Source organism: Treponema sp. OMZ 805, assembly GCF_050937395.1.
Lineage (GTDB): Bacteria > Spirochaetota > Spirochaetia > Treponematales > Treponemataceae > Treponema.
Genome location: NZ_JACCLP010000005.1, coordinates 87,119 through 109,361, shown reverse-complemented (window position 1 = coordinate 109,361; position 22,243 = coordinate 87,119). Strand labels below are relative to the sequence as shown.

At 43.4% G+C, this 22,243-nt stretch carries 20 protein-coding genes and 1 pseudogene; 12 read left to right on the top strand and 9 right to left on the bottom strand.

Features of this window, described 5'->3' with window-relative positions; all coding sequences use genetic code 11:
* Positions 1-399 precede the first annotated feature (399 nt).
* The 7 genes from pyrB (at position 400) to pyrE (ending at position 6,495) form a co-directional block, all read left to right on the top strand.
* Complete coding sequence (gene pyrB / locus HGH47_RS05895) at positions 400-1,320, top strand: aspartate carbamoyltransferase (protein ID WP_212566072.1); 921 nt, start codon at positions 400-402, stop codon at positions 1,318-1,320.
* A 64-nt stretch (positions 1,321-1,384) separates the two neighbouring features.
* Positions 1,385-1,843: an aspartate carbamoyltransferase regulatory subunit gene (locus HGH47_RS05890; protein ID WP_230974580.1), complete on the top strand. Its 459-nt coding sequence runs from the start codon at positions 1,385-1,387 to the stop codon at positions 1,841-1,843.
* Positions 1,844-1,855: 12 nt separating this feature from the next.
* Positions 1,856-2,695, top strand: coding sequence for a dihydroorotate dehydrogenase electron transfer subunit (locus HGH47_RS05885; RefSeq protein ID WP_212566073.1), 840 nt, complete (start codon positions 1,856-1,858; stop codon positions 2,693-2,695).
* 37 nt (positions 2,696-2,732) lie between these two features.
* On the top strand, positions 2,733-3,695 hold the full coding sequence (locus tag HGH47_RS05880) for a dihydroorotate dehydrogenase (RefSeq protein ID WP_432910952.1): 963 nt from the start codon (positions 2,733-2,735) through the stop codon (positions 3,693-3,695).
* 69 nt (positions 3,696-3,764) lie between these two features.
* Positions 3,765-4,532, top strand: coding sequence for an orotidine-5'-phosphate decarboxylase (gene pyrF / locus HGH47_RS05875; RefSeq protein ID WP_212566075.1), 768 nt, complete (start codon positions 3,765-3,767; stop codon positions 4,530-4,532).
* 3 nt (positions 4,533-4,535) lie between these two features.
* On the top strand, positions 4,536-5,816 hold the full coding sequence (locus HGH47_RS05870) for a dihydroorotase (protein WP_212566076.1): 1,281 nt from the start codon (positions 4,536-4,538) through the stop codon (positions 5,814-5,816).
* A gap of 19 nt (positions 5,817-5,835) precedes the next feature.
* Complete coding sequence (gene pyrE, locus HGH47_RS05865; protein WP_212566077.1) at positions 5,836-6,495, top strand: orotate phosphoribosyltransferase; 660 nt, start codon at positions 5,836-5,838, stop codon at positions 6,493-6,495.
* Between the two features lie 72 nt (positions 6,496-6,567).
* Here pyrE and mfd read toward each other — a convergent pair whose 3' ends face one another.
* Genes mfd through HGH47_RS05850 form a run of 3 tightly spaced genes read right to left on the bottom strand, consistent with a single transcriptional unit; the run spans position 6,568 to position 11,803 of the window.
* On the bottom strand, positions 6,568-10,113 hold the full coding sequence (gene mfd, locus HGH47_RS05860) for a transcription-repair coupling factor (RefSeq protein WP_432910947.1): 3,546 nt from the start codon (positions 10,111-10,113) through the stop codon (positions 6,568-6,570).
* A gap of 9 nt (positions 10,114-10,122) precedes the next feature.
* The gene (locus HGH47_RS05855) at positions 10,123-10,776 is read right to left on the bottom strand and encodes a Crp/Fnr family transcriptional regulator (RefSeq protein ID WP_212566079.1); all 654 of its coding nucleotides are present in this window, start codon (positions 10,774-10,776) and stop codon (positions 10,123-10,125) included.
* On the bottom strand, positions 10,769-11,803 hold the full coding sequence (locus HGH47_RS05850; protein WP_212566080.1) for a cyclic nucleotide-binding domain-containing protein: 1,035 nt from the start codon (positions 11,801-11,803) through the stop codon (positions 10,769-10,771). The genes HGH47_RS05855 and HGH47_RS05850 overlap by 8 nt, the downstream gene beginning before the upstream one ends.
* 188 nt (positions 11,804-11,991) lie before the next feature.
* Here HGH47_RS05850 and HGH47_RS05845 point away from each other — a divergent pair, with 188 nt between their 5' ends.
* Complete coding sequence (locus tag HGH47_RS05845; protein WP_253676249.1) at positions 11,992-12,852, top strand: PHP domain-containing protein; 861 nt, start codon at positions 11,992-11,994, stop codon at positions 12,850-12,852.
* A gap of 12 nt (positions 12,853-12,864) precedes the next feature.
* Here HGH47_RS05845 and HGH47_RS05840 read toward each other — a convergent pair whose 3' ends face one another.
* The 5 genes and pseudogenes from HGH47_RS05840 to HGH47_RS05820 all read right to left on the bottom strand — a co-directional run bounded on the left by HGH47_RS05840 (position 12,865) and on the right by HGH47_RS05820 (position 19,903).
* Positions 12,865-13,137, bottom strand: coding sequence for a hypothetical protein (locus tag HGH47_RS05840; protein WP_212566082.1), 273 nt, complete (start codon positions 13,135-13,137; stop codon positions 12,865-12,867).
* A pseudogene (locus HGH47_RS05835) lies at positions 13,127-13,429 on the bottom strand (hypothetical protein); the annotation flags it as partial. The gene HGH47_RS05840 and the pseudogene HGH47_RS05835, both read right to left, overlap by 11 nt.
* A gap of 1,232 nt (positions 13,430-14,661) precedes the next feature.
* A complete protein-coding gene (locus HGH47_RS05830) occupies positions 14,662-14,889 on the bottom strand; it encodes a hypothetical protein (RefSeq protein ID WP_212566084.1) in 228 nt (75 codons plus the stop codon).
* 56 nt (positions 14,890-14,945) lie between these two features.
* Positions 14,946-16,835 carry a P-loop NTPase fold protein gene (locus HGH47_RS05825; protein ID WP_212566085.1) on the bottom strand — a complete coding sequence of 630 codons (1,890 nt, stop codon included), beginning with the start codon at positions 16,833-16,835 and terminating at the stop codon, positions 14,946-14,948.
* 2 nt (positions 16,836-16,837) lie between these two features.
* Positions 16,838-19,903 (bottom strand): Eco57I restriction-modification methylase domain-containing protein, encoded by a 3,066-nt coding sequence (locus HGH47_RS05820; RefSeq protein WP_432910942.1) that lies wholly within the window; start codon positions 19,901-19,903, stop codon positions 16,838-16,840.
* A gap of 174 nt (positions 19,904-20,077) precedes the next feature.
* Here HGH47_RS05820 and HGH47_RS05815 point away from each other — a divergent pair, with 174 nt between their 5' ends.
* From HGH47_RS05815 to HGH47_RS05800, 4 genes are all read left to right on the top strand, one after another.
* Entirely contained in the window at positions 20,078-20,359 is a 282-nt protein-coding gene (locus HGH47_RS05815; protein WP_212566087.1) for a type II toxin-antitoxin system RelB/DinJ family antitoxin, read from the top strand.
* A 217-nt stretch (positions 20,360-20,576) separates the two neighbouring features.
* Positions 20,577-21,041 carry a DUF3990 domain-containing protein gene (locus HGH47_RS05810; RefSeq protein ID WP_212566088.1) on the top strand — a complete coding sequence of 155 codons (465 nt, stop codon included), beginning with the start codon at positions 20,577-20,579 and terminating at the stop codon, positions 21,039-21,041.
* Positions 21,028-21,480 carry a hypothetical protein gene (locus HGH47_RS05805; protein WP_432910938.1) on the top strand — a complete coding sequence of 151 codons (453 nt, stop codon included), beginning with the start codon at positions 21,028-21,030 and terminating at the stop codon, positions 21,478-21,480. Before HGH47_RS05810 ends, HGH47_RS05805 begins: the two co-directional genes overlap by 14 nt.
* A 59-nt stretch (positions 21,481-21,539) precedes the next feature.
* A complete protein-coding gene (locus HGH47_RS05800) occupies positions 21,540-21,734 on the top strand; it encodes a hypothetical protein (RefSeq protein ID WP_432910936.1) in 195 nt (64 codons plus the stop codon).
* Positions 21,735-21,823: 89 nt separating this feature from the next.
* Here HGH47_RS05800 and HGH47_RS05795 read toward each other — a convergent pair whose 3' ends face one another.
* Positions 21,824-22,234 carry a TerB family tellurite resistance protein gene (locus HGH47_RS05795; RefSeq protein ID WP_253676257.1) on the bottom strand — a complete coding sequence of 137 codons (411 nt, stop codon included), beginning with the start codon at positions 22,232-22,234 and terminating at the stop codon, positions 21,824-21,826.
* Between the last annotated feature and the right edge of the window lie 9 nt (positions 22,235-22,243).

The window sequence follows — 22,243 nt, the reverse complement described above, 5'->3', positions numbered from 1 at the left end:
ATCAAAAATATGATACTTGACATATTCTTCTTTTTTATGCTATAAACTCGCGATTTTAATTGAAAGAGGCAATAATGGCAAAGCGCTTACGGCAACATCAATATAATCCTTGTACACAACTTGGGGGTATAATTCGCAGGAGTTTACCCTTTCAATTGCCGGTAAGTGTTGTTACCGTAACTAATAAGGATACTGTTTTCTAAATGAAGACAGTATCCTTTTTTTTTGCTTGAGGAGGAGTGTAAAATAAAAGCCGTACAAATAGCTCAGGCTTTTATTTACTCAAGTTTGCGGTGCGCAAACTTGTATATCTTATGCACGTTCTCACGTCGTTGCGAACGTGCGTAAAAAGTCAATCGAAAGTTGATACTTTCTTCTTGACTTTTTATGGGAGGCGCTATGATAAACGGGAAGAAGGATATCATTTCAATGAATGATTTCACCGCAGAAGAAATTCTGTTCATTTTGAAAAAAGCGGAAGCAATAGAAAAAATGTCCGATGAGGAAAAACTTTTGCAGATGCACGGCAAGATTGTCGCAACCATGTTTTATGAACCGAGCACGCGGACGAAACTGTCATTTGAGTCGGCTGCAATGCGGCTCGGCGCAAATATTCTCTATTTCGATACGGAACATTCATCGGTTAAAAAAGGTGAATCCTTTTCGGACACCATACGCATGGTGGAATCCTATTCGGACATCATTGTTATTCGTCATCCGATGGACGGAGCGGCGCGTCTTGCGGCTTCCGTTTCGCATAAGCCGGTGTTAAACGGCGGCGACGGTTCAAACCAACATCCAAGCCAAACGCTTCTCGATTTGTATACCATTATGAAAGAAAAAGGTACCTTGGAAAATATCCATATTGCTTTTACCGGCGATTTAAAATACGGCCGTACCGTTCATTCGTTGGTTAAAGCGCTCAAGCATTTTCATCCGGTTATCTACTTTGTTTCTCCGCCGAATCTCGCTATGCCGCAATATCTGCTTGATGATTTGGATGATGCCGGCGTTACCTATTATATAGAAGAAAACTTTACCGACTGCTTAGATAAACTCGATGTATTTTATATGACCCGCATTCAGCGCGAGCGTTTCCCCGATCCGGAAGAATACGAAAAGGTGAAAGGCGTTTATATTATCAATAGAGGCAACATCGAAGGGAAGTGCAAAGATGATATGATTATTCTGCATCCGCTGCCGCGTGTGAATGAAATCGATGTTGATTTGGATACTACGAAATATGCGCGTTATTTTGAGCAGGCGCGGAACGGTATCCCGATTAGGCAGGCAATGATGATGCTCTCGCTAGAACGATAGAGACTCAAGAAGTGTGGGATATTGAACCATCCGCACGAATAACGGAACAACGAGAAGGAGTTGAATGATGGAATTACAGATAACGGCATTGGAAAACGGAGTAGTGATTGACCATATACCGCCGGAACGCACTTTTGCAATCGTCAAAATGTTGAAATTAAAAGAGTATACCGATACGGTAACCGTCGGTTTTAATTTGTATAGCAAGGCGCACAATAAAAAAGGTCTGATTAAGATTGCCGATAAAACCTTGACTAAATCGGAGCTGGCAAAAATTTCGCTGTTGGCGCCTCACGCAACGGTCAATATCATTAAAGACAGTAAGGTCGTGCAAAAGATACCGCTTGCATTGCCTGACGAAATCGAAGCGTTTATACACTGCGAAAATTTTAAATGTATTTCAAATAATGAAGCGGTACCGTCTCGGTTTATAAAGGTACATTCGCATGGACAGGACTGCTACAAGTGTTTTTACTGCGAGCGTGTTATTCCGGCAGCTGACATCAAGCTTAATTTAAATTAGCGGAGAAGCGGTATGGAACACCGGTCTGGAAAAAAGCTGTTTGAAAAAACCGAAATTGTTTCCCATGAATATGCGGGAGCCGATTGTTACTGTCTCACCGTCCGATTGCCGCGGAAGATGGAAGGCTCCGAGCTGCCCTGTGCGGGGCAGTTTTACATGATCAGTTTGCACGATAAATCCCATATTTTACCCCGCCCCATCAGTCTGCATTCATTTGATGAGAAGCAGGGAACCTTGAGCTTTGTATATCGCCCCATAGGAGCCGGTACACAAGAATTAACGCAATACCGTGCCGGTGAAAGTCTTGCTATTCAAGGCCCCTTGGGGAACGGCTTTATGATCCCTTCCGCCGGTTCCTGTCATATTATCGCGGGAGGCGGCATAGGACTTGCACCGCTGCCGCAGCTGATACGGGCGATTCGCTGTAAGCAGCCGGAAGCGCGCATTATTTTTTTTGCAGGAGGCCGCGATCGGCATATTCAAGAACTTATCGATTTTTTTGCCCTGCCTGCGGATATTGAACTCGTCCTTTGTACCGATGACGGCAGTCTCGGTATTAATGGCTTTGTGCCCGATGTACTTTCAGCGTATATTGAAAAATGCCGCAACAGCGGAAATCTTTGTGCGGACATTGCGATGATCTATGCCTGCGGGCCAACTGCGATGCTGAATAAGATACGTGCGTTTTCGCAGTCGGCGCAGTTACCCTGTCAGCTTTCCCTTGAGCGCCGGATGGCTTGCGGTGTGCGCGCCTGTATGGGATGTTCCATTCAAACGGCTGCGGGGGTGAAAAAAGTATGCGCCGACGGCCCTGTTTTCGATTCGCTTTTGTTTCCGTACGAATTGCCGTAACAATGAGAGAATGAGCCGTGATAATTGAGAGAATGATATGAGCAAACTTACCTTGGATTTTTTAGGTTTACATTTAACGAACCCGTTGATGACGGCGAGCGGCTGTTTCGGCTACGGTACCGACTATGCGGATTTCTTTGATCCGAATATACTCGGTGCGGCGGTACTGAAGGGGTTAACGCTTGAGCCGCGGGACGGTAATGCAGGAGTGCGGATTGCAGAAACGCCGTCCGGTATGCTCAACTGCGTCGGTTTGGAAAATGTCGGGTATGATGAGTTTGTGCGGCGGGTATTGCCGGAAATTCTTCCGCAGCTGCACATTCCGCTGATTATTAATATTAACGGCAAAACCGCAGAAGAATATGCGGAACTTGCCGCCCGGCTGAACGGCATCGCGGAAGTTGCAGCCGTAGAACTCAATATTTCCTGCCCGAATGTAAAGCATGGAGGAATGGCTTTCGGTACCGATCCGGCGCAAACGGAGCGGGTGGTCTCGCTGGTACGAGCGACAAGCCGGAAACCGCTCATCGTGAAGCTGTCGCCGAATGTTACCGACATTACGGTTTTTGCCCGCATTGCGGAGGCTCAAGGCGCGGATGCGCTGTCGCTGATTAACACGGTTTCCGGTATGGCAATCGACATCAATACCCAAAAGCCTCTGCTCGGCAATATTTTCGGCGGACTGTCCGGCCCGGCGGTAAAGCCCATCGCGGTCAGGATGGTCTATCAGGTGTCGCAGGTTACGTCGCTGCCGATTGTCGGGATGGGCGGTATACGGACTGCGGAGGATGCAATCGAATTTATACTTGCAGGCGCTTCGGCAGTTGCGGTCGGCTGCGGTCTTTTTCACAATCCTTGCGCTGCGGTAGAAATACTTGACGGTCTTGAACGGTATTGTGAAAAGCATCAAACTGCCGTTACGGATTTGGTTGGCCGCAGCCATCCCGATGGAGGAGCTGCATACCGCAGCAGACTCAAACACCGCAGTACTGTTCAATAAGAAGAGAGTAGGGGAGTCTCGAAAGCAAACAGTTTTTGAGACTCCTTCATCACGGAGGAGTTTTACAATATGGAAAATGCTCAATGCGGAACTATCAGCAATGCTGTTCGTGAGAAATTGATTGTTGCATTGGACTATGACACACTTGATCAAGCAGCCGCCCTCGTGGAGCAGCTCGGCGATAGTGTTACGGTGTATAAGGCAGGGCTCGAAATTTTCTTACGGACGAAGGGAGCCATTGTCGATTACTTGCACGGAAAAAACAAAAAAGTATTTTTGGATTTAAAGTTCCACGATATTACCAACACTGTTGTACAGGCCTGCCTTTTTGCGGCGGAGCAAAACGTGTTCATGTTCAACGTACATTGCTCTAACAGCGAAAAAACCATGCGGGCAGTCGCCGAGATGCTCAAAGAAAAAGGCTCTCAGAGCATTTGTATCGGCGTAACGGTCTTAACCAATTTAAACGCACAAGACTTACAGCAATTCTACGGAGCAGCTGTCGATGTCGAAACAACCGTCGAAGCGATGGCTGCTGCTGTCAGCAATGCCGGTTTACAGGGTATTGTCTGTTCCGCTCAAGAAGCTGGCGCTATTAAACAGCGTTTCGGCAAGGATTTTATTACCGTATGTCCGGGAGTCCGCCCTGCCTTTACCCAAAGCGGCTCGTATGCTCAAAACCGCAAAGAAGATCAGGCACGGGTGATGACTGCCTACGAAGCGGTAAAAAACGGAGCCGATTATTTGGTGGTCGGCCGCCCGATTACCCAACATCCAGATCCCGTCCAGGCGGTGCACGCGGTTTTGGAGGAAATTAGAAAGGCAACGGAGGACTAAACAGTGCTCATACTCAAAAACGGGAAAACCGTTCGCAACGAAATTATCGACCTTGTAATCAACGGCGATATAATAGAAGATATCATCATCAAACAGGGGGTGTCCGCTCAGCGCTGTTCAAAAGAGGCGGATGCCGTACAGGATTCGCAGGAAATTGACTTGGAAGGCCGCCTCGTTATGCCGGGCATTATCGACCTACACACCCACATGAGAGATCCGGGGCTTACTCACAAAGAAGATTTTTATACCGGCTCGCGCGCCTGTGCAAAAGGCGGCATAACGACCTTTTTTGATATGCCGAATACGCAGCCGCCGACGGTAACGGCTCAGGCGCTTACGGAAAAAATTGCACAGGCGGCGCGGGTTTCAGCCGTTAATTTCGGCTTCCACTTCGGCGCTTCAAAAAACAATAATATTGATGAAATTCGGCGCGTTATCGGCAGCAGTCAGGCGCGCAGTACGAAGGTGTTTATGAATGTGAGCACCGGTCTTATGCTGATTGAAGACACCGCTCTGCTGGCTGAAATTTTTAAGGTCGGCGGCTTGGTCTTTGTGCATGCCGAAGCGGAGATGATCGACAAAGCGATTGAGCTGAATGCCCGCTATGGGAACGGTCTGTATATTTGCCATATTTCTTCCGAAGAAGAGATGCGGACGGTCATCAAGGCGAAGCAAAATCCTGAATTACATAACCGGCAGCATCCCATTTATGCGGAAGTAACGCCTCATCATCTTTTTTTACACACCGGTATGCGGGCAGCGAGTGCCGAAGCCGATATGCTGTTGCGGATGAAGCCCGAACTGAAAGCGCAATCCGATACTGCATTTTTGATGCAGGCCGTTCGGGACGGCTATGTCGATACCATCGGCACCGATCACGCGCCTCACACACTGGATGAGAAATTGACAAAGCTGACTTTCGGCATACCGGGCGCCGAAACCTCGCTGGCGCTGATGCTCACTGCGGCGGCGGAAGGAGATATCACGCTGCCGCTGCTTCAAAAGCTGATGAGTGAAAATCCTGCTGCAATCCTCAGGCTAACGCGCAAAGGTGTACTTGCAAAAGGCGCCGATGCCGATATTACCGTTGCCGACACCGCGGTACACTGGCAGCTTGGCCGAAAGGACATAGTATCGAAATGCGGATGGTCTCCTTTTGAGGGCTGGAACTTTATCGGTAAAAATTATATGACTATTGTAAACGGCAAGATAGTCTACCGCGACGGCCGTTTCGCCGCCGACTTACGGGAACGCCCCGCCGGCCGTTTCGTATTTCAGGCATAAGAAATGAGGAGAAATAATTATGAATGCTGTTCACTGTGATAAAAAAGAAATAGAAATTGCGGTTGCCCGCACGCTCTTTGAGGTAAAAGCCGTCAAGATTAACGTTGCGGAGCCTTTTACCTTTGCTTCGGGGATACGCAGCCCTATCTATTGCGATAACCGCTCTCTTTTAGGTTGGCCTCAGCAGCGCACCCTCATTACGGAGGCCTTTACACAATTAATTCCTGCCGATATCGATGTGATTGCGGGTGTCGCTACGGCGGGAGTTCCGTGGGCTGCCTTCATTGCAAATGCCTTGAACAAACCGCTTGCCTACGTGCGTTCCGCGCCGAAAGATCACGGAACGGGCAGCACAATAGAAGGGGCAGCCGTTGCGGGTAAGAAGATAGTGCTTATCGAAGATTTAATCTCGACGGGGAAGAGCAGTATCGGCGCGGTGAAGTCCTTACGTGCAGCCGGAGCCGCCGAGGTGAGTTTAAAAGCGATTTTTTCTTATCAATTTGCGCAGGCTGACACCAATTTTAAAAACGAAGACTGCCCCTTTGAATCACTCTCCCGCTTTTCGGTTTTGATTGAGCTGTTGCAAGAAGAAAACTATTTAAGCCCCGAAGAAGCCGCTATCGCGCTTGAATGGAACAAAGAACCTGAAACGTGGTTTGACCGTGTGCGGCGCGGGTAATCGGGCGCAACCGGTTCTTTTGAAGTTTTATAGGGAACCTCTAAAAACCTAATCGAGTTTTTTGCAGATGCCCTATACAAGCTGATTAAGTTTTTCGCTGATAAATTCGCTCTTTTCTTTTAAGCCGATAGAGCCGGTTTCGAGCATGATGACATTCGGCTGCTTTGCATCGAGTTTAACCCGCCCCGCCGACTCTTTTATCATGCGGAGTAATTTGTCGATAGAAATCTTTGAGACTTTAGCAAAGGTGATGCGCACGGTTCCGTTCCGCTCTTTAAGCGAGGCGATTGCGAGTTTTGCACAGATAATTTTAATTTCGGCAAGGGAAAGCAGACTTTCCGCTTCTTCCGGAACGGGGCCGAACCGGTCGGACAGCTCCGCGTAGAGCCTGTCGAGCTCCTCCGCGGTACGGACGGCGGCGATTTTTTTGTATATTTCCATCTTTGTTTCCGGCACGCGGATATAGCTGTCGGGGATAAAGCCCGTGTATTCCAGCTCTATGACCGGCTCCGTTTCAGGCTCGTAACCGGCGTTTTGCAGCCGTTCCACCGCCTCTTCCAGCAGACGAAGGTAAAGGTCAAAGCCGACGGAATAAATATCGCCTGACTGCTCTTTTCCCAACAGATTCCCTGCGCCGCGGATTTCCATATCCTTCATCGCAATTTTAAAGCCGGAACCGAGCTCCGTAAAATCGGAGATAACCTGCAGCCGCTTCATCGCCACCTCCGAAAGCGCCTTGTTTTCGGGGTAGAGGAGATACGCATAGGCCTTTCTGTCGGAACGTCCGACGCGGCCGCGCAGTTGGTACAGCTGCGAAACGCCGTACATATCGGCACGGTCGATGATGATGGTATTCGCATTGGGGATGTCGATACCGTTTTCGATAATGGTAGTCGCGATGAGGACATGAAAGCCGCCCATATTGAAGCGGCGGAAAATATCTTCAAGTTCGGTTGCGCTCATCTGCCCGTGCGCAATATCGATAAGCACTTCGGGGATGAGCTGTTGAATCTTATACCGCGTTTCTTCGAGGCTTTCTACGCGGTTATGCAGATAGAACACCTGCCCGCCGCGGTCAACTTCAAAACGGATCGCCTGCGCAATTTTTTCAGGGTCAAACGGAGAAATAACGGTTTCCACCGGACGGCGGTTTTGCGGCGGCGTGGTTAAAAGGCTCATGTCGCGGATTTTTAAGAGGCTGATATGCAGGGTACGCGGGATGGGGGTCGCACTCAAAGAGAGGCAGTCGATATTCGTCTTCATCTGCTTGAGCCGCTCCTTGTCTTTAACCCCGAAGCGCTGTTCCTCGTCAACAATCATCAGCCCCAAATCTTTAAACTGCACGTCTTTCTGAATCACGCGGTGTGTACCGATAACAATATCAAGTTCGCCGTTTTTCAGCTGGGTCAGCACTTTTTTCTGTTCAGCCTTGGAAACAAAGCGGGACAGCCGAGCGAGTTTGACCGGAAATTTTTGAAAGCGTTCTTGAAAGGTATCAAAATGCTGCTCCGCGAGGATGGTGGTCGGCGCTAAAAAGGCTGCCTGCTTCCCGCTCATCACCGCCTTAAATGCCGCCCGCATCGCAATTTCCGTCTTACCGTATCCGACGTCGCCGCAGATGAGCCGATCCATCGGTATCGGTTTTTCCATATCGGTCTTTACATCGGCAATACAGGTCAGCTGATCTTCCGTTTCCTCATACGGGAAGGCCGCTTCAAAAGCGGTTTGCCATTCGTTGTCTTTCGCAAAGGCAAAACCGGCGGCGGCTTTGCGGCGGGAATACAGATCGATGAGCTTATCGGCAATATCTTCAACCGACTTTTTAACCTTGTTTTTCCGGTTTTCCCACGCCTTAGACCCGATGATATCCAGCCGCGGCGCTTCGCCTTCATTGCCGATATACCGCTGCACAAGGTTCGCCTGCTCGATCGGGATAAACACCGTTTCGTCCTGCGCGTATAGCAGATTGATATAGTCGCGTTCATGCCCCAGCGTTTTAACGCGCTCAATCCCCTTAAACTGTCCGATACCGTAGTTGACGTGGACAACATAGTCGCCGGGATTGAGTTCCACAAAGGTGTCGATAACCGAGCTTTTAACCTGCTTAACCGATTTCGGGATGCGCCGCCGCCTGCCGAAAATTTCGTTTTCCTGAATAACGAGTATTTTAAGTTCGGGGATGCCGAAGCCGGACGACAGCGTAAGCGGCAGCACCGTTGCCTTAATATCCTTGAGCAATTCACCGATACGGAGCGCCTGCGCATCGCTTTCCGCAAACACAAAAATACGCCAGCCTTCCTGCTGTAAATGCGTTAATTCTTCTTTTAGATACACGATATTGCCGAAAAAACTGCGCGGCGGGTCGCAGTTAAACACAATCGACGCTCCGGTTTCGTCTGTTTCTTTCAGCGTTCGGAGGAAAAGACTCTGCGGATAGCTCTCGGTCAGTTCCGCAAAGGGCAGCAAAAGGCGCTGCGGCATGGGATATTCGGTAATCAAAAGATTATGCTTGATGTCGTCGTCGATTGCGCGGGTGATTTTGTTATATAAGCCGTGATACTCCCGCTCCAGCGCCTCCACCGCGTTCCGCTGCCGGTCGTAGTCCATGTACAGAAGAACCGCAGGTTTCGCAGCGCCGCCATGCAAATACTCAAGATAATCAAGGACGCTTGCAGGTTTTTCAAAACAGAGCGGATAAAAAAGCTCTTCACCGCCAAAGGCGCGGTGTTCTTTTAAGTGCGCAATAAGCTTGTCCGTACCTTCGGCGGTAAATTCGGGCATCTGCGGTAAATTCCGTTCGAGCGCGGCGATCCGCTCATCATCCCAGATAACCTCTTTCATCGGATAGAGCGTCAGGCTGTCAAATTCTTCAACCGAGGCCTGCGTGTGCATATCGAAGGACTTTATCTTTTCGATAGTAGTAAAGTCGAATTGGATACGATAGGCGGTGTGCTGCGACCCTTTGTTAGCAGCGGCGCAGACATCGAGTACCTCGCCTCGAAGTGCAAACTCGCCCCGGACGCTTACCCGCGGCACCCGTGTATAGCCCCATTGCACCAGCAGCGAAGCTATTTTCTCCGTATCGATTTCCTTACCTTTATAGAGAGTACAGGTGAGTGTTTTAAGGTAGTCGGGCGGCGGAACCGGCGTTAAAAATGCCCGCTGGGTCATCACCGTTACCGTGCTTGCCGCCGAATTTGACGCCGCTGAGCCGGAGACCGCCGCACCGGATACCGCTTTTGTCGTCATACCGGACGATACCGCGCCGGATACCGGCGCCCCTGCGCAGAGTTCCGCTAATATTTGAGCACGCTCTGCGAACACCGGCGCGGAGTTTTGTACCGGCCGGTATGCCATATTGCCCCACCACGGCAAAACCTGAGCCTGCAATCCTGCAATATCAAGGTCTGCACGTAGTTCTTCTATTTCTTTTTCCGTCGGGACAACGATACAAAGATTAGTGCCGAAACGGCGGACATATTCGGCTAAGAAAAAAGCGAATATACCGCCTGAAAGCCCGTGTATATGATACGGAAAACGCTCTTCCCTCAAAGAGGAAAAAGCGTCCTGCATGGTCTTCCATGAGCGGATACTGCCTTGTAATGTCTGTTCTTTCATCACCGATAATTAGCCGAAAAAGTTATCTTTTGAGCGTCGGGTCGTTACAAAACGGGCAAGGTCAACGATATTTTTTACGATAATACGGTCGCCGTATACTTCCAATCGTCCCTGATCGGCAAACTTACGCAGTGCATCGCCTGTTGCTTCTGCAGAAAGTCCCGCCCATCGAGCAACTTCTTCCGGCGTAATGATAAAGGTACGCATCTGGGTTGAGCGGTCAAGATCGGGCTGCGTTTCGTCAAGCATCAAGAATACGTCACCGACACGAGCGATATTGTCCTGTATCGTCAAAATCATGAATCGGCGTTTCTGAACGTAAATACGCTTGACAAAAGTCTTTAACAGGCGCATTGCGATGGCCGGATTTCCGGTTAACAGAATTTCAAAGTTTTCCTTATTAAACTCGAGGGCAACGACATCGTCATACGCAATCGCGGAAGCGGAACGGGGAGAATTATCCAAAACAGCCATTTCACCGAAGATTTCACCCTGCTGTAAAATATCAAGATTTTTTTCTGCCCCATTGATAATCTTAATCAGTTGAACACGCCCCGATTGAATTAAATAGAAGGAAGCGCCGGGTTCAAATTCGGAAAAGATAACGGAACCTTTGGGAAACTTTTTAGCAAAACGAGCAAACGAGGCAAATAAATCAGGCATGAATAGCTCCTTCGCATGCGGTTTGCAGCTCTTTAATCTTGGGTACCAACAGAGGCCCTGCCATCGTCAAAGCTTTATCATAGAACGGCAATGCCTTATCGGGGCGCTCCATACCTTGATAGCAGAGACCGAGGAACATCAGAATTTCTGCAAGTTTTAAAGATTTGGGGAATTGAGTAATAAAGCTCGTACCAAGCTGAATACACCGCACATATTCTGCCTGTTTATATAAGCAACGGGCAGCTCCTAAATAAGCTGCCTCCAGTTTCGTACCATGTTTCATTTCAATAATGGTATGATATTGCTTGTATGCATCAGCCCACTTTTCTTGTTTTGCAAGATCTTCGGCAAGTTGAAAACTCAAATCTACTGAAGCATCATCGGGCTGAGCCTGTTGAACGGGGCCGCTCGCAGGAATGGAAGCTGATGATGTAGGTTGCCCGGAAGAAATACTGCTCATGTTGGTCTGCTGCCGGGCTTCTCCAAAGCTGCGACCTGCCATCTGTGTCGAGTTTGCAATAATCGGACTAATCGCTGCCAAGTGCTTGCCTGCCGGATAGAGCGCCCGATAGCGTGCTGCTACTTGGGCTGCCGCTTGATAATGCTGCGATTTATAAAAGGCTGTTGCAACTGTAAATAAACCGTCTTCGTTATTCGTTTGCTGTTTACTATCCATTAACGATTCAAGTTGATGATGAATATTTCTCAGTTGTCTGGAAAAAACCTTCAACATTTGAAGGATAATACGAGTATTTGTTTGAGCAAAGCTCTCAAATTCGGCAACCGAGAAGGTATATACGAGCGAATCGGTTAAAACCATTGCACTTTCTTCCCGCGGATAATTCCCGAGTGCGGATTTCACCCCAAAAAATTCACCGGTTTTAATATATTCCGTTACCTGCGCGCCGGTTTCAATATCGAGCGAATTGAGTGCAATATGTCCGCTATGCAGCAAAAATACTCGAGCATCAAAATCGCCTGAAAAATAAATTACTGAATTTGCGCTGTATTGAACAGCCTTTGGCATTTTGTCCTCCGTAGCACACGCAGTTCTCAACTGTAATCATATATGGGAAGCTCTAAAAACTTCAGTTTTTAAAGGGGATCGCATATATTTATTCAAATAATTAACGGTAAGAACTACCTTTGATGATTATACCACACCTCGCTAAAAAAAACTAGTGCATTATACATCTTTTTGTTATAATGATTGTTATGATAGATTTACATACGCACTCCACTGCTTCCGACGGCACTTTTTCACCAACGGAATTGGCAGCGGAAGCACATAAGGCGGGGCTTTCGCTGTTTGCCCTTACCGACCACGACACCGTAGCGGGGGTTGCGGAAGCCCAGCAGGCAGGGGAAGCGCTCGGTATCCGTGTTTTACCGGGAATAGAGATCAGTGTTGAATGGCAACCCGGGGAATTACATTTGCTTGGGCTGGGAATCGATATTAAAAATAAAACACTTTGCGGCCTTATGCAGTATGCGCAGGAAAAACGTCTCCAACGGAACCGCAAAATCATCAAAAAGTTCTCTGAGGCAGGAATCGTAATTGATGAAGAAAAATTGCATAACATAGCCGGAGGAACGGTAATCGGGCGACCTCATTTTGCAAAGTACCTTGTACAAGAAAAGAAAGCAAAATCCATTCAAGACGCCTTTCTGAGATATTTAGCCAAAGGACGGCCGTTTTATATTGAAAAAGAGTGTTTACCGCTTACGGAAGCGATAGAAGCGATTAAAGCTGCACACGGGGTTCCCGTTTTGGCTCACCCGATGTCGCTCTATCTTTCGTGGGGAAAACTACCCGAAACGATTGCTCAATTTAAAGGTCAAGGCTTAGTAGGTCTTGAAGCATGGCATTCTGGAGCGCGCTACGGCGAATGTGTCCGCCTGCAAGCGCTTGCCGAAAATCTCGGGCTGATTGTTACCGCCGGCAGCGACTTTCACGGGGCAAATCGTAAGGATGTGTATTTAGGCAGAACTGCGGCAAATCTCCCGATTGAAGACCGGTTTTTTACCGACAACCTACTCCCCGCGCTTGCAGCGGTAAATGCCGAGTACCGGTAATGCCTTTCATAGTCAACCTGTTCGATACCTTCGTTGTCGAACAGGTCGATGAGTCCAAAGTTGTACAGACAGCACGATTTTGAACATCGCCTTTATTTCCTGCATCGTATTGGTGAACAGTAGTACGTCATCCATATACCGGACATAACCTTTTACCTTCATCTTTTCTTTTGTATAGTGATCAAAAAACCCGAGGTATCTTAAAAAATCGGCAATTTCCAAGCGGAATATGATATTCGGAATACGGTGTTCTATAAAATAGAGAGCTTCGCTTTTAGGCGCCATCCACACCAGCTCTGCTTAATCCGGTAACCTGCATTATCTTTTGTACAGAATCAACAAGCTGTTTTAATAGCTTTGCTGTTTCGAGCTTTGCTTGGCGGGAACCTTGTGATATCCCTTGCTCTCTGCCTTCGGCGAAAGTTATTCTTCCTGCTTCTCCTCTTTGTACGACAATATCAGTATCGTAATCATATTCAGCTATTAACATATTGATGATCTCCCGTGATTTTCTTTGTAGGTATTCCCGCAATATATCATTTTTGATGTATTCTTTAATCGCATTCTCGAACCCGCTTGTTCATAATTGGAGATTGGTATAACAAACAATTTAAATTGCATCGTTTTATCCTCATTAACTCCGGTTAAAAACTCGGATTAATTTTTAACACTTCCGTTCCTTAAAATGCAGTAACTGAACAAAGTATAAGCTTTGGAAGTTGCTGCATTGATGCGCGGAACGCGCATACGATGATAAGTGGCATCGTCAATTTACACCATCCGTGGTGTAAATTGACTCGCGAGTTTTACAAAAATAAAATTTTGGTAAAACATCGTTTCTGCTTCATACGCCCGCCATCCTAGGCGGTTCTGCGCAAACTCGCCGTCCATTACTGCCAAGGATGGCAGTGGTTCCATGCAGTAGCGATGTTTTAGCGGGTGAAAAATAAACCTTGATTTTTTATTTGGGGTTCCCCTCACTCCGTTCGGGTCGCTACGTCCGCTGTTCCGCTACCGCTCCATTCCTTCACTTCGTTCCGGAACGCCTGCGGCGCAGCTCCCATCGCTAACCCTACGCAGTTCACCGTAGTGCCCCTGCTCGTTTTGAACACTCATCATTCGTGCGGAAGGGAAATACATTAAACCTGTTCGGAAACTCGCCTTTCTGTTGGAATATATCGGACGCCTCTGCAAAATTGAGCGGTCAAAACTGGTAAATCAACAACCTCGATGCAGAGCATCGGGGCACAGTGCTCAATGTTTCGCACTGTGTGTTCTATAAGGTGGTTGCAGTCGGTTTTAATACCCTTTGTTACGACGCAAAGCGTCAGGGTATTAAACCCTCCGCACGAATCAACTTGGGAAAAACAATATAAAAAGACTTTATAAAGATGCAGACACGCTTCATTGCGAACCGATTGAAAAAATTGCCGATGAAGTTATATCCATTTATAATATAACATCCGGAGACTTTGATAATGTTTTACGGTGCCGTTATGCAGTTCCGGATTATTGGACAATCGGCGCAGTATACGAGCGTCTTATTGAAGATATTTGTGCAGAAAACGAATCTATTGATTTTATTGTTGACACATTGGTCTTTGTTTATTCGTCATGGATTGACGGAGCAATTTCAAATTATAATACGGATTTTTTTTATCAATCCCGTGAGTATATTTTTGAATCGTGGAAAGAGGGTGCTCCGGTGGAATAAGAATCAAACTTCCTAGCAGGCTCCTTTATAGTGGCTAAAATTCGCTTTTTCCATCTCTTTTTAAAAGAAATCGAAAAAGTCTTAGTCTACCAGAATCATATCAAACTTGCCTCGCGTAATTCGGTTACTGCATCTTGATCCAGATGGATTTTTCCTGCTAACGCAAAGAATGCTTGCTTATCTTTCGGTTTTGTTTGCTTAGTATAATTTTCCGTAACCCTACAAGTTTGCTCTGCTTCAAGCAATTTAATAAAAGCTGACACTGACACCAATAGCGGCTCCGGCAGCATTTTTACTTGTTCAATAATTGTTTTGTAAGACATTGATTTATCACTCCTGCTTAATTTAAATTATTTATAATTCCTCAGTTTTATTATGACTAAGCATTTATTTTTCTTTTAAAATATGAAAGTAAGTTATCCCATTCTTCTGCCAAGCTATTTTTTAACATTTCTTGCGGATTATAATAAATCTCTTTTACATCAGATTTATATATATTACATAAAAGTTCTAAGTTCTTATAATCAGGATAATATTCTTTTTCTAAAGGTTCATTAGTATATCTTTTACCATACCGATCGACAAAAGAATATAATATTCTCTGTTGATTTTTAATTGATAGAGTTTTTAAAATATTATAGAAATCTTTCATATCTAAATAACTTAGTATTGGTTGTTTATAATATTTACCGCTGCCATTTGCATACATAATGTCTTTACAGAAAATATTTATACCCTCATCTGTATCTAAAAGTTTTACTTCTTCTTGTATATCAATACTTGCATGTTTTTTTACATTCTCAGAATTAAACTCGTTGAGCTCATCAAGCACTTTTTTAAATTCTATGAGATCTGTATTATATTCATATCCGTTATATTCCAGTATTAAATATTCCCAGTTAGTTACTGGAATAACTTTATCAGAAAAATCTGTTAAAAACTTCTCAATCTTTTTAGAAATTGTATCAATACTATCAGGGATTAAATTCCATTTCGAGAACAGCATCATAATATGTGCAAAATGTAGGATTTCGCCGGGGTGTAAATATACACCTTCATCAAATTCTTTAAAAACTAATTTTATCAATGGCTCAAAATCTGTGCCATTTAAATTACGCCAATTATGCAATAATTTAAATAAATTCTTATCTGTTTTCTCATTTTCTATTTTAATAGCATTTTTTTCTTCTTTATAGTTTTTTACAAGCCATTCTTTATTATAGTAACCGTCAAAAATCAATCTAGTCCAAGATGAAAGCAAAGGAATATACCCAGTAATATCTAAAAAGAAAAAATATGCATTTTCTTTTTTTCGTTCTGCTTTCATTTCTTTATATCTTTTATATGGGCTATTATATTTAAAATATCCTGAAAGAATATCAATGATCTGATCATCCTCATGAATTTCTTCAAGATTTTTTTGTATATATAATACAAGGAAGATGGAAAAAATATATTCCTTATCAGTATCTTCTATTTCTTCATCTATTAACGTAATTAGTAAGTTCAAATTATATAGAGCCTGCCAAACAGTTCTAAGATTAGTACAACCAAGGTTTTGTATAATTTCTTTTGTTCTAGTCCTGAAAAAATCCTTATTTTGAAATGGCAAGATTTCGACAAAATGATTGATAGCATTCTCGATGTCCGGTTCAATTTCAAATTCTATTCCTATAATTTTCTCTTTTATTTGTAAATATTCTATTTTCTTTTGTTCGTTTTTTTCTGCAATTTTTTCTTCATTTCCAATAAAAATTACTTTTGTATTAGATTGTGCAATTATTTCTGAAAAATAACCGAATATTTCACCAGATTCTAATAACGCTCTCTCAAAATCATCTACAATAATAAGTTTTTTAGCGATGTGTCTTGCAATTTTGCCTTTGCCGAACGAAAAACCGCCGATAGTCATACTTATATCATTCTTTTTATCTCCGTTAAAATCAATACTTGTTCCCAGTTTTAAGGCGGAGCGAGCAACTGCCCCTGCTATTTTCATTCCCTTAGATGATAAAATAGGATGAATAGCTTCATAAATTTTTATATCAATATCATCATAATTTTTGACACCAAATAAACTTATCTTAATGATATGTGATTCATCGATATCAGAGCTGTTATTCGTATTGCTTGTTTTATATTTATCCAATAAAGTATCAATAAAATAGGTTTTACCAATTCCCCATTTACCCTTTAGAAAAACTGCAAATTGCGGATTATCAATTGATTCTATAAAATTTTTACAATACTCTGTTATATGCTCATTCATCCCTACTCCCCCTCCACCACTTTTATCTCATCTTCCGTCAGCCCATACAACCGGTATACCGCCCTATCAATCTGCTTATCAATAATTGCCGCCCGTTGTTCCAAGAGCTTTTTATCCTCATCGGAAAAAACTTGCTGCAATCTGCTTTTGATTTCAAGCATTTGATCTGCAAGAGTGATAAGCGGGGCTTGATCCTCCGGTGAAATAGCTTTTATGGGAATTTCTGCAAGAGGTTTATTAAAATATTCCCGCGTATTTCCTTTTGATTTACCGATAAAGCCAAAATACCAGTTGTGTAGTTTTGAGTTAAGTAATACCAGTAGATATTTAATATTAAAAGGCATATTTTCTTTCATTACTAATGCACGGATATCACCGCCGTCATTGAAATACTGTTGATTATCATACGCAAAGCGATTCTGTGTTGCCCGATACGGGACAATCAATTTTTCTTTTGCATCAAAAATATTTTTATTACGTGGTCTATCAAAACGATACCATGCATAAGCACCTTTTAACACCTCATTTCTGTTGCTGAGTTCCTTTTTATGTGCTGAAAGATATTTATAAATATTCGGATACTTTTTTATGTCGGTTTTGTTATCTGTATAAATCAGAACAGTTTTTCTATTTTCTAAATGGTATCTATGAATATCGCCGTTTTTTATATTTTTTCGTATAAGATCTTTTTCAAAAGTATTTTCTTCAGCAACGGAAAGCGGTACTGTAAAAATATCATTTTTACCTGATTTAGAACCTTGCTCAATGAGCATTATATCACCAAGATATAATGAATCTGTTTTCATTTTGTCAATAACATACTGTTCTTTGCTATCGGCAAGAATCCATACTTCACCGAGTGTATTCCTTTTCATCGTGATATATGAGTAATCATTTTCTATAATTACGGAATCAGGAGCTTTATCGCTTGAATATGTAAAAATATCGATGTCATTTGTTGTATGTTTTTCTGCAAATACTAATGCAGTATGTACATTTGCGCTAAATATTTTTGCATTTTTAAAATTTACAATTTTGGTAATCTTGTCGGATAAAAAGACTCGTAATTTTTTTGCATACTCATTGCCTAAAAAATAATTTGAAGTAATAATACCGTACAATCCATCTTCTTTTAAGAACTCAATACCGCGATACATAAAATAATACATCAAATCGTTATAACCTGTGTGTATTACAGGATATGTTGTTTGCAAATATGTGTGCAGTTCAGGAAATACACTGATGTTCACATACGGCGGATTCCCTATTACGCAGTCAAAACCGCCTTGAGCAAAGACTTCCGGAAACTCCTTATCCCAGTCAAAGGTATTGATTTTTCGCATTGCTTCATCGTCAAAAAGGCTTACGTCTTTTTCGTTATAATAGTCGGAACCGACAAGACTATTGCCGCATTTAATATTCGAATCGAGCGAGGGCAAAAGCTTCATATCCGAAAACTTAAACAGCTGCCCTTGCGTTTCGCTTCCTTCATTTTCCAATAGCTTTAAGTAGAGCGAAAGCTTGGTAACCTCCACAGCTTGACCGTCTATATCCACTCCGTAAATATTATTCAGCAAAATACGCTGCTTTTCTTCAATGGTGAGTTTATAAATATTTTTCCCTGTTTCATAAATACGGCTGTTTTTCAAAGCCAGCTTCCGCTCCTTTTCGCTTGAATAATAGTCCAAATGATAATTCAAGAGCTGCTGATACGCTTCAACAAGAAAGGAGCCTGAACCGCAGGCGGGATCAATCACTTTAAGCTGAGCAATAGCGTCAGGGCTTTGCCCCTTTATTTTTACGCCGAGGGTATTTTCTACAATGTAGCGGACGATATATTGCGGGGTATAGTACACACCGCCGGCTTTTTTTACCTCAGGTTTTTCTTCGATCAGCGCAGTGTGTCCGCCTTTCACATTACGAAATTTAATGATCTTTCCTAAAAACTGTTCATAAATATTGCCGAGTATTTCGACCGGTAAAATGGAAAACTCGTACGGACATTCGGGATAATACAGTCCATTTATAATAGAAGAAAGAACCGCATCATCAATAGTCAAATTGCGAAGCCAATCATGCGGTTTAAAAAGTCCCGAATTGTACTTTGCATTAGCCCTGTCAAAAACAGCTTGCAGCTTTTGATACACTGTGCCGCTTTCGGTTTCATGTGAATCAAAGGTCTTTTGGGAATATGTGGAACAGCTACTAGGCACGGCACCCAAAATAAACGGAGGTGTACTGACAGTACATTGAGTATTATTTTGGGTGCCGTAACGACGTAGATACCCGCAGATTCCCAAAAGGGTGCCGTACTCTTCCATTTCCTTATCTTCCGCAATTCGCAAGAAAATGATTCGGTCGATAATTTTTTGTACGGCAGTATTTAGATGATAAATATTGAGCGAAGGATTACGCAGTGCGATATTTTTTGCAATATCCGTCCGCCAGTTTTCAATCAGTTTCAGTAATTCCTTATCAACCTCGGAAGTATCTTTTTTGTTTTTATTCTCTTGAATATAGGTATCGAAACTGCCCTTTAAAATTGCTTCTTTTGAAAAAGTGTTAAAAATAAAATCGAAATGTTTATGGTACTCATCGAAGGTACAGTAAAAGATACGGGCTGTACTTGGTTTATCGGAAGGCGAAGGTTTTATACGAGTGTCGTACACGGCAAATTCTTCAAAATCGGTAAGTATACACAGGGGGAGTTTTGCCGTGTACCCATACCGCCTTACCTGAAACGCCGGTTCAAGTTCATCTTTAATGTTAACGCTCGGTTTTTTCGCTTCTACAAAAAACTTCCTCACCCCTCCTATTCTAAAGGCATAATCGGGAGCCTTAACCCTTCCGGCTATCGTTACCTTGTCTTCACGCACCACTTCCCGATATTGTTCGGAATAACCTTGTTCATTCCTTATATCCCAGCCTAAAAGTTCAAAAAACTTGTCAATAAAATCGGTACGGGTATTTGCTTCGTCATAAGCCGATGTATTGTACTGTTTTCTATTTCTTTCAAAAAGGTCAGTCAACTGTGTGAGTTTGAGTCTATATTCATCTGAAATATTCATACGTAACTCCATAGAGGATTCATTGATAATTGTTTTTTATTATATCAAATTTCTATAAAAAAGACAGAGAGGAGCAAATAAATGTTTTAGCAAATCGAGGTGAGTTGTGTTATACATTGTATTGCATTTGTTCGTACAAAATGGTATAAACTCCTGTATCAAGAGGCACTATTCATGGCAAAGACGGCAAATATTACTATCAGAATCGATCCTGAAACAAAGACAAGTGCAGAACAACTTTTCTCAACTTTCGGCATCACCGTAACGGATGCAATCTCTATTTTTCTTCATAAATCCATTATGGAAGGGGGACTCCCCTTTGCGGTGAAACAACCCCGCTTTAATGCTGAAACCGAAGCGGCAATAGAAGAAGCGAGAGGCATTATTGCAGGGAAAATACCTGCAAATCGCGCCTTGTTTAATGAGCTGGATACGGAAATAACCGCTAAATTATGATGGAACCGGTAACAACGGGAGCTTTCCGAAAAGACTACAGAGTATAAACGACTCAATCTTGTAGACTCCTGGAGCGTTTTTTTATACAATCAACAGCTTCGGCTCAGGCGAGAGGCCGCAACCGGTCCAAACAAACCGTTGTTCAAATTACAGATAATACAGTATGTTTTCAGAAAGACAAATCTCAATTATAATAGTTACCAAAGGAACCTATTGTATGATACTTTATCACGGAAGCAGAGAAATTGTAAAAAGCCCGGAAATCCGCATTCTCCGGTATAGTAAAGACTTTTACTTTGGTTTTTATTGTACGCTTATAAGCGAGCAGGCGAAAAGATGGGCAGTGAGATTCTCCGGAAAAGGGATAGTGAACGAATATGAATATGTTCAGAATTTCTCTCTCAAAATGTTGAACTTTCCGGCGATGACAGAGGGATGGCTTGATTTTATCATTGATTGCCGGAGTGGGAAATCTCATGATTATGACATAGTGGAAGGTCCTATGGCGAATGATACTATCTTCAATTATATTCAGGATTTCATTGATGGTAAGATTTCCCGATCTGCGTTTTGGGAACTTGCAAAGTTCAAGAAACCGACCCATCAGATAAGTTTTCATACAGCGCGAGCATTGGAAACATTGACTTTCAAGACGGCTTACGAGGTGTATGATGAAAAATAATAGTTCGTTATTTTATGTGTGCAGTCTTTTGGAATATATCGGCCGCCTTTGCAAAATTGAGCGGTCAAAACTGGTAAATCAACTTGGGAAAAATAATATAAAAAGACTTTATAAAGATGCAGATGTGCTTCATTGCGAACCGATTGAAAAAATTGCCGATGAAGTTATATCCATTTATAATATAACATCCGGAGATTTTGATAATGTTTTACGGTGCCGTTATGAAATTCCGGATTATTGGACAATCGGTGCAGTATACGAACGCCTTATTGAAGATATTTGTGCAGAGAACGAATCTATTGATTTTATTGTTGACACATTGGTCTCCGTTTATTCGTCATGGATTGACGGGGCAATTTCAAATTATAACACGGATTTTTTCTATCAATCCCGTGAGTATATTTTTGAATCGTGGAAAGAGGGAACTCCGGTGGAATAAGAACCAAACTTCTTAGCAGGCACCTCTCTGATGCATATTCAGTTGAACCGCAGGACACATTGTGTGCGGCACAAAATCCGGTACTGTGTGCGGATATGCTGCCGGAAGCAACGCAGAAAACGTTGATACAAATACGGATAATAAACACGGAAGATGCTAAGCCGGTCTTTTTGCTATCCATGCGAGACGGCTACGAGGTGTTGTTCCAACTGGTTTCTATTTTAGACACTATCCCCCTGCACAAGGGGGACTGACTATTCCAATCTGTAAGGCCTTTGACTTTACCCCTCACGATGTGATTAGTAAGAAAGATTTTAGCTTGGTTAATGGTTATGAAAGTTGCTCAGACACTTTCAAACAATAGACGGTTGACTTCTCCATATACATTCATCAAATTTTTTAGCTGTGTAAGAGCCTTTTCTTTAAAATCTGCACCAAGTTGGAATGCCGCAGTAAGTTTGTCTACTAAATTCTGTTCTTGTTTATCGAAAGTATTATCCGATAAGACCAGTGCAGATATTTCAAACAAAATAATCTTTAAGTCAATATCTGTACTGACTTCCGTAATTTTTTTGATAACGCTTTCTAAATCATTTTGAGCAGAATAGCGGACGGTTTCCAGTTGCATTTCAATACAGTATTGTTGTATGTACTGTTTTTCTTCCTCGGCAAATATTCCATCCGCTTTCGAGGCATGAATACATAAGTCCAGAAACAGTTCTTTTTGTTCTCCTGAAAGTCGATTTAAATACATGAGTATCTC